13 protein-coding genes are annotated in these 17,348 nt (G+C 51.6%); 8 read left to right on the forward strand and 5 right to left on the reverse strand.

Going from position 1 to position 17,348, the window contains the following annotated elements:
- Nucleotides 1–184: 184 nt before the first annotated feature.
- The 5 genes from FMR86_RS09035 to FMR86_RS09055 form a co-directional block, all read right to left on the reverse strand.
- The gene (locus FMR86_RS09035) at nt 185–1,456 is read right to left on the reverse strand and encodes an MFS transporter (RefSeq protein WP_163350771.1); all 1,272 of its coding nucleotides are present in this window, start codon (nt 1,454–1,456) and stop codon (nt 185–187) included.
- 157 nt (nt 1,457–1,613) lie between these two features.
- Complete coding sequence (locus FMR86_RS09040) at nt 1,614–3,638, reverse strand: TonB-dependent receptor (RefSeq protein ID WP_239057190.1); 2,025 nt, start codon at nt 3,636–3,638, stop codon at nt 1,614–1,616.
- 292 nt (nt 3,639–3,930) lie between these two features.
- A complete protein-coding gene (locus tag FMR86_RS09045; protein ID WP_163350773.1) occupies nt 3,931–4,971 on the reverse strand; it encodes a helix-turn-helix transcriptional regulator in 1,041 nt (346 codons plus the stop codon).
- Nucleotides 4,972–5,152: 181 nt separating this feature from the next.
- Nucleotides 5,153–6,061, reverse strand: coding sequence for a hypothetical protein (locus FMR86_RS09050; RefSeq protein WP_163350774.1), 909 nt, complete (start codon nt 6,059–6,061; stop codon nt 5,153–5,155).
- Entirely contained in the window at nt 6,058–7,287 is a 1,230-nt protein-coding gene (locus FMR86_RS09055; protein WP_163350775.1) for a patatin-like phospholipase family protein, read from the reverse strand. The genes FMR86_RS09050 and FMR86_RS09055 overlap by 4 nt, the downstream gene beginning before the upstream one ends.
- 167 nt (nt 7,288–7,454) lie before the next feature.
- On the opposite strand from FMR86_RS09055, the gene FMR86_RS09060 reads away from it, so the two are divergent.
- The 8 genes from FMR86_RS09060 to FMR86_RS09095 all read left to right on the forward strand — a co-directional run bounded on the left by FMR86_RS09060 (nt 7,455) and on the right by FMR86_RS09095 (nt 17,150).
- Nucleotides 7,455–8,654, forward strand: a complete 1,200-nt coding sequence (locus FMR86_RS09060) for an aldo/keto reductase (protein ID WP_163350776.1) — start codon at nt 7,455–7,457, stop codon at nt 8,652–8,654.
- 50 nt (nt 8,655–8,704) lie between these two features.
- Nucleotides 8,705–9,988, forward strand: a complete 1,284-nt coding sequence (larC, locus tag FMR86_RS09065; RefSeq protein WP_163350777.1) for a nickel pincer cofactor biosynthesis protein LarC — start codon at nt 8,705–8,707, stop codon at nt 9,986–9,988.
- Nucleotides 9,989–10,167: 179 nt separating this feature from the next.
- On the forward strand, nt 10,168–10,965 hold the full coding sequence (gene larE / locus FMR86_RS09070) for an ATP-dependent sacrificial sulfur transferase LarE (protein WP_163350778.1): 798 nt from the start codon (nt 10,168–10,170) through the stop codon (nt 10,963–10,965).
- A 171-nt stretch (nt 10,966–11,136) separates the two neighbouring features.
- A complete protein-coding gene (gene larB / locus FMR86_RS09075) occupies nt 11,137–11,889 on the forward strand; it encodes a nickel pincer cofactor biosynthesis protein LarB (protein WP_163350779.1) in 753 nt (250 codons plus the stop codon).
- A 302-nt stretch (nt 11,890–12,191) separates the two neighbouring features.
- Nucleotides 12,192–12,977, forward strand: coding sequence for a FadR/GntR family transcriptional regulator (locus FMR86_RS09080; RefSeq protein ID WP_163350780.1), 786 nt, complete (start codon nt 12,192–12,194; stop codon nt 12,975–12,977).
- A gap of 9 nt (nt 12,978–12,986) precedes the next feature.
- Entirely contained in the window at nt 12,987–14,624 is a 1,638-nt protein-coding gene (gene betA, locus FMR86_RS09085; protein ID WP_163350781.1) for a choline dehydrogenase, read from the forward strand.
- A 19-nt stretch (nt 14,625–14,643) separates the two neighbouring features.
- Nucleotides 14,644–16,119, forward strand: a complete 1,476-nt coding sequence (gene betB / locus FMR86_RS09090) for a betaine-aldehyde dehydrogenase (protein ID WP_163350782.1) — start codon at nt 14,644–14,646, stop codon at nt 16,117–16,119.
- An 86-nt stretch (nt 16,120–16,205) separates the two neighbouring features.
- Entirely contained in the window at nt 16,206–17,150 is a 945-nt protein-coding gene (locus tag FMR86_RS09095) for a glycine betaine ABC transporter substrate-binding protein (protein ID WP_163350793.1), read from the forward strand.
- Nucleotides 17,151–17,348: the final 198 nt, after the last annotated feature.

Here is a 17,348-nt window from a genome sequence, read left to right on the forward strand (position 1 = left end):
TTCTGGATACCTGTCCGGGGATTTCAAAACTACCCGGCAAAAAATAAAAAACACCCGAAAAAAGAAAGGGCCGCATAAAAATGCGACCCTCACTGCACCGGGCTGGAAAACCCGGCGACTATCATTCCACAATCAATCCACAAGCAATGCGGTTCCACATAATCCGCACCGCCGACCAAACGGTTCAGAGTTCTGCTGCATCTGCAACCGTGCGGGACAGTTTCGCCTTTCCTTCAAAGCGTCCGGCCAGTTCGGCCACCATGAATCCGGCAAAACAAAGCAGTCCCAGAAGAATATAGAGACCTTCCATGCCCAGCACATCTCCCACATGCCCGAAGAGCGGAGAGCCGGCCATGGGCACAATGATAAACAGGCTGCTCAGCACTGCGAATCCGGTCCCGGCATTGGGTCCGGCACTGACCTTCATCATCAGGGTGAAACTCCAGACCATGACAGCCCCGATGAGGATATTATCAATGCTCAAAAGCAGAGCCGCCTGCCAGTATGGAATAACGCCTGTGCGGGCAACAAAAACTGTATACCCTGCCAGGAGGATTACCGTGGAGCAGAAAACCCGCAGGAAGGCTTGTCCGCCCACCCGATGCAGGAACCAGCCGCTCAGGAAAGTCCCGGCCAACCCGGCAGGATAGGCATAATGCATCAATACGGCCCCCACACTGCGGGAATCAAACCCCATATCGACCAGCAACGGGGTGCGCATCTGCACTGAAGTAAAGGCAAATGCCGTAGGCGCGATCAGTATGGGGAGTACTTTGACCACTTCTTTTCTTTTTAAGAATGCCCACACCCCTTCCCCGTGAGTTCCCCGGCCCTCCGATTTCGTTATCAGGGGATCAATCTCCCGATGAAAAAGCACCGGAAGACTGAAAGAGAAAACCGCAGCGGCAAGAAACAAACACAGGGGCTGCCAGCCGAAAGTTGAATTCATATAGAGCATCACCCCGCCGCCGAGCATGAGCCCGGCAAAACGCGCTGCAGACTGGATGGAATTACCCCACGGACGCTCGTTTTCTTCCAGAATATCCGTAGCATATCCGTCTACCGCAATATCATTGGTCGCCATCACCCAACTGAGCATCAACAGCAATACATACATGGCTGTAAAATTCTCACCCGGTGGATAATAGGAAACCAGAACCAGCAATGCGGCACCGATCCACTGCAAGGGAAAAATCCATGACTTGCGCCTGCCCAAGGCCGGGATATATTTACGGTCCACCCACGAAGCGCAGAGGAACTTCAAAGCCCAAGGCAGGTGCAGGGCAAACACTGCCCCTACAGCTTTAAGGTTAACTCCCTGTTCACGCAGGATAACCGGAAGGCTGCCGAAAACATAACCAAGCGGTATGGCCTGACACAAATACATGGATGCCAGCAATGAAAGTTTAAATAATTTTGAAGGCTCTTTGTTCCTTCCTGTCTCTGCCGAATTCATTGTTTTACCCTCATTGCCCATGCGAGGCTTTGTTCTAATACAAAATGAAAATGATTTCCAGCCTCATTTGGGGTTATTTTCACCCATTGCCGGGTACATTTTACCCAAAAGTGCGCCCGCGCAAGCAACACGGGCGCAAAAGCCTGACGCAAAATAACTAAAACCTGTAATCTATGGAGATGCCGAAGGTCCTGGGAGCACCGTCCTCGGCAATCCCCGCGGTAACATTTTCCATAATCACGAATTCACGGTCGAGCAGGTTCTTCGACCAGAGGTAGACATCCAGATGCTCACCTTCAACACCGACCTTGAGGTTGACCAGCTCGTAAGGATCCTCCTTAACTGTGTTGGCATCATCAAAATAGCGGGAACCGATTCCCACCAGCTCGGCACGACCGAAAAAGCCCCAATCACCGATAATGTTACGGCGATAGTCAGTGGCAACGGTATAAGTATAGTCAGGCACGCCGAAGACCCGGTTGCCTTTGTAGCTCTCCCCTTCCGATGGTGAATAATTATCGAATTCAGCTTCCATCCAGGTGAAGGTACCGCTGAGGTTCAACCCTTCCATGACCACAACCTGCGAATCCACCTCCACACCCATGCGGTGCGAGCGTCCGGCATTGGCTATATACCCCTGCATGGAGTCGGCCTCGAACAAAGGAAGCTGCTCGTCTTCAATAGAGGTATAAAAACCGCTGACATTGAAGTTCAAACGGTCATCCCAAAACACGGATTTAAAACCGACCTCATAGAGCCAGCTGTCTTCTTCGCTATAGGCCTGATGGTCCGCCGGGGCAGTCGCATCGTTAAAGCCCCCGGCCCGGTGGGCACGGGACACGGTTCCATAGAGGGTGTGCTTGTCAGTAAGGCGGTATGCAAGGGCAAACTTGGGCAGGAACTTGGAAAAACTGTTGGAGGCCGAACGGTCAACCAGAGTTGCTTCCGATCCCCCGGCCGGGGTCTGCCCTTTATATGAATCAGCGGAAGCGTATTCATATTCATAACGCAAGCCCACCGTGATATCGAAATCATCCCGGAAAGAATAGGTTCCCTGCCCGAACAAGGCTGCTCCTGTATTATCCTTGTCGGTCTTGAATTTCATATTGGACCCGGCAGCCCGGTGGTCCGCACCGTAAAGATTGGTGATCTCGGTATTGGAGTTCAAAAGAAAAAAATGCCCACCCGCAAGCCAATTCAACGGACCGTTATCTTCCGGGGAAACAAACCGGAATTCCTGCGAAAAATCACGGTCTTTAAGATTATAATTCTTGCGCATGATATCCGACGGAGTGAAGTCGGCATCGATCTTTTCGTTACTGTCAAAATGCCTGTATCCGGTTATGGAATGAAGCTTCCCGAACCCGGTCTGATACTCTGAGTTTAGGGCCAGCCCCCAGCAGTCATTCTTCTGGCTACCTTCATAGTCGTGAGAATAATGATAAGGATCATCGGCTTCGTACCTGCCGGATTCAACAAAGGAGTTCCGCTCGGTACGGCGCATGGAGTAGGCACCGTCATCATGGTTCTGAACATCAAAAGAAAGGGTCATATCCAGATCGTCCGTAGGCAGATAACGCAACTTCAAACGACCGGACTTCCCGTCCTGATGACGACCGTCGTCTCCATCCGTGGGGGTATCGTTTACCATGTACCCGTCCTTGAATGCCCCGAGACCGTAGACCCCGAGAAAAAGCTTATCCTCAACGACCGGACCGGACCAGCTGGCCCGAAATTCTTTGCTGTGGAGATTACCGATCTCCGCACCGAGGGTGCTTTCAACCTCATTCCCGGGCTTCTTGGTATAAACATTGATGACACCGCCCATGGTGTTGCGCCCGTAAAGGGTTCCCTGCGGCCCTTTCATCACCTCAACCTGCTCAACTTCAAAGAGCGGGAAATTGAACATATAAGATTTGGAGAAATTGATCCCGTCCACAAAATAACCGGTACCCGGCTCCCCCGCAGGCAAACTTTTAATACCTCGCAAAAACATGAACCCGTGCCTGCGGCTGCCGAAGTTGCTGAATTCAAGGTTGGGAACATGCAGGGCCAGATCATCGGTATCCTTGATATCCATATCCTTAAGCTGGACATCATCAAGAGCCGCAATACTGGCCGGGACATCATGCGCCTTCTGGCTGCGTTTCTGGGCCTTTACCGTGACTGCTTCCAGATACAAACCATCTCCTGTCGCGTTATGCGCGAACGCATTCGCCGGAATGATATAGAAAGTCATTATCATCAAAAAAACAGTTTTAAATTGAAAACTTTTAAACATACCTTCTCCATAATGCTGATTTTGCAGCCAACTGTTTTGAACAGAATAAAGCATGCATGCCCGGCAAATATGGAGATTTTCAACATCGCAGACTACCCTCAGACAATCATTTTTTACCCAAAGAAAACCAACGCAGTGCGTAAAAAACTGCATTCTCAATATTGAAAATGCAGTTTAAATAAAACTTAAATATTCAGCCCAGATCAGCATAACCTGAAGCCAGAGTTATGTTCTTTTTATCACGCACTGAAGTCAAAAACTTCTTGGGCAGAACCCCGTACCTTTTCTTAAACGCCGCGCTGAAATGGCTTAAATTTGTATAGCCCAGAGCCCATGCAACCTCACTGACGTTCATATCGCCATTTTCAAAGAACATACGGGCCTTGCGCAACTTATATTCCTTGAGGAAAGCAAAAACGGTCATGCCGTAGAGTTCCTGAAAACCGGCCTGAATCTTACCGGCACTCATCATGTGTGAGTCAGCAAGCTCGGCCATGGACGGCGGGCAGTCGAATTTTTCCTTTACCTCTTCATGAATGGCCCTGATCTGCTCCAGTTCGCTCAGACTAAGCCCGGAACTACGAACCCTTTCCGAGTTTTCAAGCTTCATGACCTGCAGGCCGATCAGTTCAAGGGCTTTGCCCTCAAGATAAATGCGGCTGCATTTACCGCCCACAAGACCGTAAAAAAGTTCATTGGCTGCGGCCTGCACCACAGGGTCCATGGTGTGATGCAGAAAAAACTCACCCCCAACCCGGCTCTCCAAGGCTCCTCTTAAATCCTCATGGATTACGTCCATATCCATATAGAGCAATTCATGAAGCAATTCCGGGCTGATATGCAGATGTATAATCCGGGTCCGTCCTAAAGCTGCGGACTCCACCACTCCGGCCATTTCACGGAAATAACCCAATCCCCCGCTTCCGGCGACATTATCCACCCGCAAGGGACCTAGTGAGGTTTCACACATATTATTAACTATGGAGCCCTCAAGAAAAAAACCGAAATCAATATAGCTGTTCTTTTTCTGGTAACTGAAGGAGAAACGCTTTGCGAGCATGGCCTCGAATGCGCTGACCCGCAGGCCCGCCCTGAGTTCCAGCTCCCGCCAGACAGGTCCGTTCTCTATTTTATGCCCCTTGACGGATTCAAACTCCCGTACCGCACTGTTCCGGGAAGCTTCTTCAATCCCCCAGCATTTTTTAGTTGCTGCAGAAATATTTTTGCTCAACATTGTCTGCTCCTGACAATTTTACATTGACTGATTGTGATTTTCAATTTCCCTGAAGCCCAAAATATAGTTAACCTGCTTAACTGTCAAGAGAGGACTTAACAATTTCACTCCGCAAACCCAAAAAATCCCCGCAACGCACGCAGCATTGCGGGGATTCCGTCTCTCAATAATTTTCCGGACCCTACTCCGGGTAATCAAACTCCGCCCGGAGCACATCAAGAGCGATTTCTTCTTTAGTCTTGTATTTATCTTTATCGATAAGCGTAGGCTGCCCGGTGGGCGGCACGTCGTGGTACATATATTTGTAAATGTCGAAATTAAGGCAGGTCTTGTTGCGCAGATGCATTTCGCGGAACCACTGGCAGCCCACGTCCAGAATCTGCTTGCCCACATTGATGAAGGCCCCGAAGGGGGTGACCTTGCCCACGGGTATGGTCATCTTGCGGGCGATCTTCATATTCACCAGACAGCACCATTCATTGACCCGGCATTCCGGCAACGGCCAGGGCTGATTGAAAAAGATATCGTGCATGCGCGGCAGGTGGTAGGCCCGGACCTGCTTGCCTTCCGGCGGCTGGGCACTGCGGTAAAGATCCACCAGTTCCCGAAATTCCGGACGGTAGTCCATGTAGGTGTCCGGGGTACATTTCCCGGAAAATGCAGCAGGACAATACCAGCACTGCCCGATATGCCCGGCAGCAACGTGGTCCCCGATACCGTCGACCATGGCCCCGATGATGTCTTTCCTGAAAATGGCATCATTATGGATGATGAGCACGTAGTCCTTATCGCTCTTTTCCCAGCCGTACTGGTAGCGCACGGAATGGCGGTACTCCTCGTCATCAATGCGCTCCCATTCAATGGGGAAGCAATAATTCCAGTACTTGGGCATGTAATATTCGATCTTGTGCGCCAGCTTATCCAGCACATACTGGTGGCAGCCCGCATCAATGCCCTTGGTCTGGGTATTTTCCTCGATAAAATAAATCTTATCGATATGCTGTCCGCTGGCCCGTTCAAGGGAGAGCAGGGCCAGACAAGTCTGCAAAGGCTTGCCGCAGACACTGATAATCACATCAACTTTACTCATTTAAGAATAACCTCCGCAGGTCCTTTGCTTTCACGACTCATGCTGGAAGGAGGAGCCGTATGCCAGGGGTTGGGGCCCATGGCCATGCCCTTGCCCAGAACAAACAACTTGCTCATATAAACCGGACTGAACAGCTCGTCAGACTCTTCGTTATAATCCGGGGGGATAAAAGTCAGCTTGAAATCAATGCCGTCGCGCTGGGCAGTATAATACATACGGTAAAGATCGCCGATACCCTGATTGCGGATAAGACCGTGCAGGGAACGGGCGGCAATACCGCCGATGTAAGGTTCCACCTGCTCCCCTTCGGAAATGAGGGAATCATTGCGGATGATATACAGGGTGATCTTGCGCTCCTCACCGATTTTGGCCAGTTCCTCGCGAAGATGAACGGACGGCGGATAGGAAAAGACCTGATTGGTAACCCCGCCGTCCACATGCATTTCATCATAAATCTTATCCCCGGCCTTAACCTTGAAATAGACCGGGGGAAAAGCCACCGGAACCGAGGCTGACGCAAGAATCACATCACGTATAAGCTGGTCCGCTTCCGGGGTTCCGTACTGGGCCATGGCCCCGATATTCCAGTAAACCGGGCGCATGGCGTCAAGATTTGTGGTCCCGATGAGCAGCCTGCGGCCCTTGCGGTGTTCAGCCGCGATCTTGGCGATGAATTCATGGTTGAGGAACTCTTTCAGGGCATTCCTGAGCGGCTCGGTGCTGTAGACCGAATCCCCGGAAATGGCGGAGACATAGGAACGCTGCTGCACAAGATCGCTGGTTTCAAAAGTGGTGTAGAACATCTCGATAAAAGGATCATAATCCGAACCCATGAAAGCAAAGGGGGCAATTAACGCCCCGGTGCTGATCCCGGTGACCAGTCCGAACTCGGGACGGTCGCCCCGCGCTGTCCAGCCGCAGAGGAATCCGGCACCGAAAGCACCGTCCGCCCCGCCACCGGAAAGAGACAGGAAACTAAGCTCACTGGCAGCCGGACCGTTAATCTCGCGGGCAGCCCACTGCTTCATGGCATCTTCCATATTCTTCGGAGTGGTATCCCCGAAAAAACGGATTTCACTATATCCGGGCAGACTGGCCTGAGCCTGCATTTCCACTGGAATGGGATTGCGCTTCAGCCCGCACCCGGCCAGCATGGCAAACAGCAGGGAAAGGATAATCAGCCTGTAGGGCCATTCATTATATCTACGTTGAAATTCCGTACTCATCAGTGACTCCAGATAAATAGTGGATCAAAATCTAATCATTTTCGAACAAAAGTATGATCAAAACATGGTTAGCTCATGTATACTTACCCTGTTTAAACATACTGCTGAAGCAGGATGAATATAATAACTAATTAAAAAACCTGCAAATATCCAAAGGAAGAAAAAGCATGCTTTACCGCAAAGTACCCAAAACAGGAGAAAAAATCTCCATCCTCGGCTTCGGTGCCATGCGCCTGCCCATGATCGACGACAAGACCATTGATGAAGAGCGCGCCATTGCCCAGATACGCAATTGCATCGATAACGGCGTAAACTACGTGGATACCGCATGGCCCTATCACGGCGGCCAGAGCGAAATTGTCCTCGGCAAAGCCCTCAAGGACGGCTACCGTCCAAAAGTGGCTATCGCCGACAAGCTGCCCCAATACATCGTTGAATCACGCGAACACATGGACGAGATTCTCGATGAACAGCTGAGACGTCTGGATGTGGACTGTATTGACTATTACCTGATCCACGCGGTTGAAGGCAATTCATGGGACCGCTGTGTTGAACTGGGTGTAAAGGATTTCATGGACAAGGCCCTTGAATCCGGCAAGATCAAATACGCCGGTTTCTCTTTCCACGGTGTTGCTGAAGATTTCAAGCGCATTGTGGATGACTACCCGTGGACCTTCTGCCAGATTCAGTACAACTTTCTGGACACAGAAAACCAGGCCGGAAATTCCGGGCTGAAATACGCAGCATCCAAGGACCTCGCGGTCATGATCATGGAACCCCTGCGCGGCGGCAATCTGAGTGCCCCCACTCCCCCGGACGGAGTCCAGGAAATCTTCGATGAAGCCGACGTTAAACGCGCCCCGGTTGAATGGGCTCTGCGCTGGGTCTGGAACCATCCCGAAGTGACCGTGGTTCTTTCCGGCATGAACGATGAAGAGCACATCAAACAGAACCTTGCCATTGCTTCCGAAGCAAAAGCGGATTCACTCACTGAAAAAGAACTTGAAATCGTGAGCAAGGTAGCTGCAAGATACAAAAAACTCATGCAGGTTCCCTGTACCGGATGCGCCTACTGTATGCCCTGCCCCGCAGGAGTCAGAATTCCGGGTTGCTTTGAACTGTTCAACAGTGCCCACATGTTCACTGACAAGGCCGAACAGTTCAAATTCCAGTACGCCGTATTCTTCAGCAAGGAAATGGCCGGAGAATACGCATACGGATCCCAGTGTGTGGAATGCGGACAATGCGTAGAGCACTGTCCTCAGCATATCGACATTCCCGAACAGCTCAAACGCGTTGTTGACTACTTTGAGCAGGGCGACATGCAGGCCATGGTGGACATGGTCGCAAATAAACAGGAAAACTAAATCAATAGGCGGGTGCCGTCCATACGGCGCCCGTCTTACCCAATCATAAAATGAACATACTTTACTACGATTGTTTTTCAGGCATCAGCGGCGACATGAACCTCGCCGCCATGATCGATCTGGGTGTGGACCCGGAACTCCTCAAGACCGAACTTTCCAAACTCGGCCTTGCTGATGAATTCAGCCTCAAAATTTCGCAGGATTCCCGCAAGGGCATCTTCGGCACCCGCGTGGATGTGGAGCTGGCCCGCGAAGGTCATCACCACCACGGTCATGGGCATGAACATGGAGAACACGGCCCCCATCATCACGATCATGACCATACACATCACGCACATGATCATACGCACAGTCATCACCACCATGGTGAGCACCGCAACCTGAAAGACATTGAAAAGCTTATCAACAATTCTGCTCTCAGCGACAAGGTCAAAGCCACCAGTCTCGCAATTTTCAAACGCGTAGCCGAGGCCGAAGCAAAAATCCACGGCAGCACCCTCTACGAAGTACATTTCCATGAAGTAGGTGCCACCGACTCCATTGTGGATATCGTCGGAGCGGCCATATGTTTTCATGAGCTGGAAATCGAACAAGTCTGGTGTTCTTCCATCGAGCTTGGCGGCGGATTCGTCAACTGCGCCCACGGACGCATGCCTGTTCCCGCCCCGGCCACATCCGGAATCCTTGCCGGGAAACCTACCACTCAGGGTGCCGTTCCCAAGGAAACCACCACCCCCACCGGAGCGGCAATCCTCGCCGAGCTGGTTGACAATTTTTCCGATTCCCCGCGCATGGCCGTACAGAAGACAGCCTACGGCATCGGGCACCGGGACAATGAAATCCCCAACGTGCTGCGCGTGCAGCTGGCTAAAGTCGAACAACGTTCCGATTCCCTACCCACTGTCCCGGCCCGCTTGCTGCAATGCAACATCGACGACATGACCGGGGAAATGCTCGGCGCGGCCCTCGACCAACTTATGGAAGACGGAGCCATGGATGTGCATTTCACGCCCATTGTCATGAAGAAGAACCGCCCGGCCACCACCCTTTCCCTGCTCTGCAGTGCCGAGGATGAGGATAAGTTCAAGCGGCTGATTTTCAAGCACACCACCACGCTGGGCATCAAAAGCACCGATATCGAGAAAACAATCCTCGGCATTTCCTTCGATAAGCTGGAAACACCGCTCGGCAGCGTGACCATGAAAAACGCCATCCTCGACGGCGAAATCATCCGCTCCAAGCCGGAACTGGAAGACTGCCGCGCTCTGGCAAAAAAGCACGGTATTCCATTAAGTGAAGTATATCTTCAGATTGGGAAAATAAGAAAGGCTTGATGCGCTTCGCGCTTTTGATTGAACGGATTACGCCTTCGGCGACCCTGCCGGGGGCCTTAAACCCTTTTCCAAAAGGGTTTGTTTCACTGTCGTTATCCCTAAGACTCGCGGAAGACCGCTCGCCTAAGGGCTAATGCTAGAATCCCAAAACGTTTTAATAGTCTTCACTGGTTACTTGCATGGATACACTTGCTTTAAAATATAAAAAACTGCTTGGGATTCTTGCTGAAACCGACGGAGCGGTCATCGCTTTTTCCGGTGGCGTGGACAGCACCCTGCTGTTGCATACTGCAAAGGAAGCCCTCGACCATAAAGCCATCGCCGCTTCCATTGCCACTCCCTATGTTCCGCGTTGGGAGCAGGGTGAAGCGAAAAAATTTGCGCGGCAGCTTGGCGTAAAACATGTTGTGGTGGAAATGGATTTTCCCGAAGAACTGCGCATGAATCCACCGCTCCACTGCTACACCTGCAAGAAGATTCTGTTTAGCAAGCTGCTGGAAGTGGCGGGCGAACACGGATTCAAGCACGTGCTTGAAGGGACCAACATCGACGACCTCAGCGACTACCGTCCCGGCATCAAGGCGTTGCGGGAGCTTGATATCCGCAGCCCCTTTGTGGAGGCGGAACTGAGCAAGCAGGACATCCGCGAACTTTCCCGCAGATTTGAGCTACCCACATGGGATAAGCCCTCCTTCGCCTGTCTGCTCTCACGCATGCCCGTGGATGTGGAAGTAACCGACGAAGCATTGCAGCAGGTGGAACAGGCCGAGGTCTTCCTCATGCAGATCGGCTTCCCGGCTGTACGGGTCCGTCATCACGGCGAAGTGGCCCGCATCGAAGTCCCGGCAGACAGGATACAGGATTTCGTCAACGCCAATGAGATTCACGACATCAACAATAAATTAAAAGAATTCGGCTACAAGCATGTAACACTCGATCTGGGCGGATACAAAATGGGAAGCCTAAACAAGAAATAAACCAAGCGGGTTACAACATAGAACGGCGAAGCCCTATTAAAAAAGTTTGGGATCCTTAAACCCTTTTCAAAGGGTTTGAGGCCCCCGGCAGGGTCGCCGAAGGCATACTCCGTTAATCAAAAAGCGCGAAGCGCATCAAATCCACGCCCCGCGAGGCCGTCGGAGACAAATATGACGAATGACAACTTAAAAAATATTCTAGAAGCCGTAAAAGAAGGCAGTATGGACGTGGATCAGGGCATGGATAAGCTGCGCGACCTGCCTTATCAGGACATCGGGCACACCAAGATCGACCACCACCGGGGCTTGCGCAACGGCTTTCCGGAAGTGATCTACGGCGCGGGCAAAACACCGCTGCAGGTCGGCGATATTTTTGAACACATGTGTGAGCGCAACAATGTGCTGGCGACCCGTGTTTCAGCAGAAACAGCAGAGCATGTGATCTCCCGTTTCCCGCAGGTGGAATACAATGCCACCGCCAACACCCTGACCTGCAAGAACAAAGAAATCGCGTACAACAACGGCATAGTCGGCATCATCACTGCCGGAACATCTGATCTGGACGTTGCAGAAGAAGCACTGGTCACCTGCGATATGCTGGGCAGCAAGGCTGAAATAATCTCCGACATCGGGGTAGCCGGGATTCACCGCCTTTTTGACCGCATTGAAACAATACGCAAATACTCCGTACTCATCGTAGTGGCGGGCATGGAAGGCGCGCTCTCCAGCGTCATCGGCGGACTGGTGGACCAGCCCATCATCGCAGTGCCGACCTCGGTAGGCTACGGGGCCAACTTCTCCGGCCTGTCCGCACTGCTGGGCATGCTCACCTCCTGCGCCAGCGGTGTGACTGTAGTTAATATTGATAACGGATTCGGCGCGGCCTGCGCGGCCTGCAAGATTAATAAAGCTATTGATAGGTAAGAAAATGCCTCCGGCGGCTTAAACCCTTTTGCAAAAGGGTTTAAGAATCCCAAAACCTTTTAGTAGGCTTCGCCGCTATTGCTTAAAAATTGGCGAAAATTTTAAAAAATCTATTCTGTCCCCTCATTGGTGCTGCCAATGAGGGGATTTTTTTTGGTCCGACCAAATCTCCCGTCATTAGAAAGTAACTTGACACATATAATCTAACCTGCCAGAATGGACCTACCATTTGAGCAAAAAGCATATTCAAAAGTGCTTTTCGCTCTTTTTTTGCAAAAAAACACCTCTCAAAGGTACTACCAATGGTTAAAGATTCGGAAATTTCAAACTTATTTCTTCCCGTAGGCCTCGGCCGGGCCAGTGAAGAAATTGTTTTGCAGATTGAAGCTGCCATCATGGACGGTCGTCTTGCTCCGGGCGAACGCCTTCCCAGCGAACGCGACATGCAGAACCAGTTTGGAACGGGACGGGGCGTTATCCGCGAGGCGATCAAGACACTGAAGCAGAAAGGTCTGCTGGAGGTGAAAAAAGGAGCCAAGGGCGGAGCTTACGTCAAGGAGCTGGATGTTTCCAATGTTTCAGAGTCGCTGACCCTGTTCATGAAGCAACACCCGGTGGAGCCGGAAAAACTCATAGAATTCCGTGAGTCCATTGACCGGACCATTACGGAGCTGGCCATTGCCAGAGGCAGCAAAGAAGAAAAGGAAGAATTGTTCAACGGAGCGGTTCGCTTTGAAAAAATTCTTTGTGCAGAGAACCCCGACCTCGTTCAGGCCGGTGAACTGGACCGGAAACTGAACATCATGCTGGCCGGAATGGCTAAGAACCCCCTGCTTGAGTGGGTCATGCACGCAGTTCAGATGGGCTTCAGTTCCCATGACTACGCGCTTTATGAAGATGCCGATTATCGCAGAAAGGCGGGAGCGAACTGGATCGAAACAGCCAGAGCTATTCGCAACGGCGAGCCGATCCGGGCCCTTGCTTTCAGCAGTCACCACTATGTGCTGCTGCGGAAATGCGTTGAGAATAAAAACGGAGAACAGGGACACCAGAATGTACCTTTTCTCACTGAAACCAAAGAAGATTAAAAAAGAATTATGACACATTACGATTACATTATTGTCGGCGGCGGGTCCGCAGGTTCTGTTCTTGCCAACAGACTGAGCGCAAATCCCAAACACAAAGTACTTGTCCTTGAAGCAGGCCGCCCTGACTATAAACTTGATTTCCGCATCCACATGCCTGCGGCATTGACTTATCCCCTTGCAGGCAAAACCTACAACTGGTGGTATGAATCCGACCCAGAACCGCACATGAACAACCGCCGTGTATACCAGCCTCGCGGTAAAGTCCTCGGCGGTTCCTCCTGCATTAACGGCATGATCCACATTCGCGGTAATGCCATGGACTATGAAAAATGGGCCAAGGAAGACGGCCTTGAGAACTGGTCCTATGCCCACTGCCTGCCCTATTTCAAACGTTTTGAGCAGCGCATGGCCGGAGCTACTGAATATCAGGGCGCAGTCGGCCCGCTCTACCTGACCACCCCGGAATGCGACAACCCGCTCTTCGATGCATTTTTCAAAGCCGTACAGGAAGCAGGCTACCCTTTGACCGATGACGTAAACGGTTACCAGCAGGAAGGTTTCGGCAAATTCGACCGCACCACCTATAACGGACGCCGCATGAACGCTGCCCGCGCTTATGTGCATCCGGTTAAAAAACGCAGAAACCTGACCGTAAAATGTAATGCCATGGCTACCCGCATCCTTTTTGAAGGTAAACGGGCTGTCGGCGTGGAATACACCAAAGGCAAAAACACAGAAAAGGTATACGGCAGCGAAATCATTTCCTGCGGCGGTGCCATCAACTCCCCGCAGCTGCTCCAGCTTTCCGGTATCGGTAACGCAGAGGAACTCGGCAAACTGGGAATTGACGTGGTTCACAACCTGCCCGGCGTAGGTGAAAACCTGCAGGACCACCTTGAACTCTACGTGCAGTACGCCTGCAAGAAGCCGGTAAGTAAATACCCCTGCCTGCAGTGGTACAACCAGCCTAAAATCGGTCTGGAATGGCTGCTCAAAGGCACCGGCGAAGCGGCCACCAACCACTTTGAGGCCGGCGGCTTCATCCGTGGTAACGATCAGGTCGAATACCCCAACATCCAGTACCACTTCCTGCCCATCGCCATCCGTTACGACGGCTCTGCTCCCAACGAAGGACACGGTTATCAGGTTCACGTAGGTCCCATGAATACCGATGTTCGCGGACACGTTAAGATCAAGTCCAAAGATCCCAAAGAATACCCGTCCATTTTCTTCAACTACCTTTCCACCGAACAGGAACGCAGAGAGTGGGTTGAAGCTATCCGCAAGACCCGCGAGATCATGACCCAGCCCGCATTTGACGAATTCCGCGGCAAGGAACTGGCTCCCGGCGAACAGGCACAGACCGATGAAGAGATTCTCGATTTCGTAGCCCGTGAAGGTGAGTCCGCCTACCATCCGAGCTGCACCTGCGCCATGGGAACCCACGAAATGGCCGTAACCGACCCTGAACTGCGTGTTCACGGCGTGGAAGGTCTGCGCGTGGTTGACGCATCAGTTATGCCTTATGTCACCAACGGTAATATTTACGCTCCGGTAATGATGATTGCAGAGAAAGCAGCAGACCTGATTCTCGGCAACACCCCCATTGCGCCGGAAAACGTTCCTTTTTACAAACACGAAAAGTAGTCCAGACCGGGAGATCCTTATGATCCGCAAACAGATGTATATTGATGGCAAGTGGGTGGATGCCGCTTCCGGCAATAAACGCGAAGTTCTCAATCCCTTCGACGCATCGGTCATCGCAGAGGTTCCCGAAGGGGACCGCGAAGACAGCAGGGCGGCAATCTCCGCCGCGCGCAGGGCTTTTGATAAAGACGGCTGGCCCCAGACCCCGGCAGTTGAACGGGCACGTCTGCTCTTCAAACTTGCGGACCTCATTGAACGGGACCGCGAAGAACTGGCCGAACTGGAAAGCCTCGATACGGGTAAAACTGTTGAGGAAAGCCGCTGGGATATGGACGATATCGCCGGAATCTTCCGCTACTTTGCCGGACTTGCGGACAAGGACGGCGGGGAAGTCATCGAATCCCCCATCCCGGACTCCACCAGCACGGTTGTGCGTGAGCCTGTAGGTGTCTGCGGACAGATATCCCCGTGGAACTATCCGCTTTTGCAGGCTTCATGGAAGATGGCTCCGGCACTTGCCGCCGGGTGCACCATTGTAATGAAGCCCAGTGAGATCACCCCGCTGACCACCATTAAGGTCACCGAGCTTGCTGAAGAAGCCGGATTCCCCAAAGGGGTGATCAATACCGTGCTCGGTCCCGGTGCTGAAGTGGGCGCGGAACTTTCCGAAAATAATGATGTGGACCTGATCTCCTTTACCGGAGGCATCTCCACCGGGAAAACCATCATGCGCGCTGCTGCCGGAAACGTGAAAAAGGTAGCCCTCGAGCTTGGCGGTAAAAACCCGAACATCATCTTTGATGATGCTGATTTTGATCTTGTTATCGACTACGCCCTGAACGGTGTTTTCTTCCACGCCGGGCAGATCTGCTCCGCAGGTACCCGGATCATGGTTCAGGATGGAGTCTACGACAAGTTTATCGCCGCTCTCAAAGAACGCATGGAACGCATTGTGGTCGGCAACGGATTTGATGAAAAGACCCAGATGGGACCGCTGATTTCAGCTGAGCATCTGAGCAAGGTTGAATCATATATTGAAATAGCAAAAGAAGAAGGTGCGCAGCTGGTTCTCGGCGGATGCCGCCCGGATAACCCGGCACTTCAGAAAGGTTATTTCTACATGCCCACCCTGTTCGTTAACTGCGAAAACGACATGCGCATAGTTCAGGAAGAAGTGTTCGGCCCGGTCATAACCGTTGAAAGGTTCAAGACTGAAGAAGAAGTCATCGAAAGAGCCAACAGCACAATATACGGGCTCTCCGCCGGCTTCTGGACCCGTGATCCCGACCGCATTGAGCGCGTTTCCAAAGCTTTGCGCTTCGGAACAGTCTGGGCCAACGACTTCAACGTCTATTTTGTACAGGCCCCGTGGGGCGGGTACAAGCAATCCGGGTTCGGTCGTGAACTGGGCCGCATCGGATTGGAAGAATACACCGAAGTCAAACATATCTTCCGCAACCATAAAACAACCCCCCTCAACTGGTTCGGCGCATAGTGCGCCGGACCGGTTCCGAAACACGGGATGCCCTGCTGCCGGGGGAGGTGGCTTCGTATCCCTATAACTTTAACTCAGGAGTTATGATGTTAGCCCCGTACAGACGCCTTCTCGGTGTCGCCATTCTTATTGCAACTATTTTTGTTTTCTCTATTCCCGCAAATGCAGGCCAGAAAGTTAAAATTGCCAGCGTAGGCTGGACAGGTGTGACCATTAAGACAGACCTGGCCGTATCTATACTTGAAAGCCTCGGCTACAATGCCGAGAATATTCTGGTTTCCGTCCCCATCGCCTATGAAGCAATGGCCACCGGTGAAGCAGACGCCTTCATGGGTAACTGGATGCCCTCCATGGCCAACATTGCTGATAAATATTTCGAAAAAGGCACCGTGGATAAATTTATTCCCAACATGCCCGGAGCCAAATACACTCTGGCTGTCCCTTCCTATTGTGCGGAAGCAGGCCTGAAAGACTTCAAAGATATCGTCAAATTCGGCGATAAACTGGATTGGAAAATCTACGGAATCGAGGCAGGAAACGACGGTAACGACATTATCATCGACATGATCGAAAAAGACATGTTCGGCCTTGGCAAATTCACCATCGTTCCTTCCAGTGAAGCCGGCATGCTCGCTCAGGTAAGATCCTTCACCAAAGAAAAAAAATGGATTGTTTTCCTCGGCTGGGCACCGCACAGCATGAACGAACGCATCGACATGACCTATCTCACAGGCAGCACCGATAAGACCTTCGGCGGGAATGACGGAACAGCCACAGTCTGGACCAACATCCGCAAAGGTTTTGACAAAGAACAGCCCAACGTAACCAAGCTGCTGAAACAGATGGTCTTCCCCGTGCCCATGATGAACCAGATCATGACCACCCTGAATGAAAACAAATCACTCACTCCCCTTGAAGCAGGAATGGACTGGGTCAAAAAGCATCCTGAGACCTACAAAAAATGGCTCGCCGGAGTAACTACCGCTGACGGTAAGCCCGGCCTGCCCGCTTTTGAAAAATCACTGAATTAATCAACTCCCCTGATATAGTCTGATCTCAAAGGACCGACGGCAACGTCGGTCCTTTCAGATTGCTGACAAAGTCCTCGCCTTTTGGTGAGGACTTTTTTATATTGTTTGCATGTTAAAAAAGCCTGAGCAAAAGCAAGTCACTGTTGAGTTGGTTACGATTGAAGAATTGGTTCCTGAGAACCATTTACTTCGAAAGAT

It is taken from the genome of Desulfovibrio sp. JC010 (assembly GCF_010470675.1).
Lineage (GTDB): Bacteria > Desulfobacterota > Desulfovibrionia > Desulfovibrionales > Desulfovibrionaceae > Maridesulfovibrio.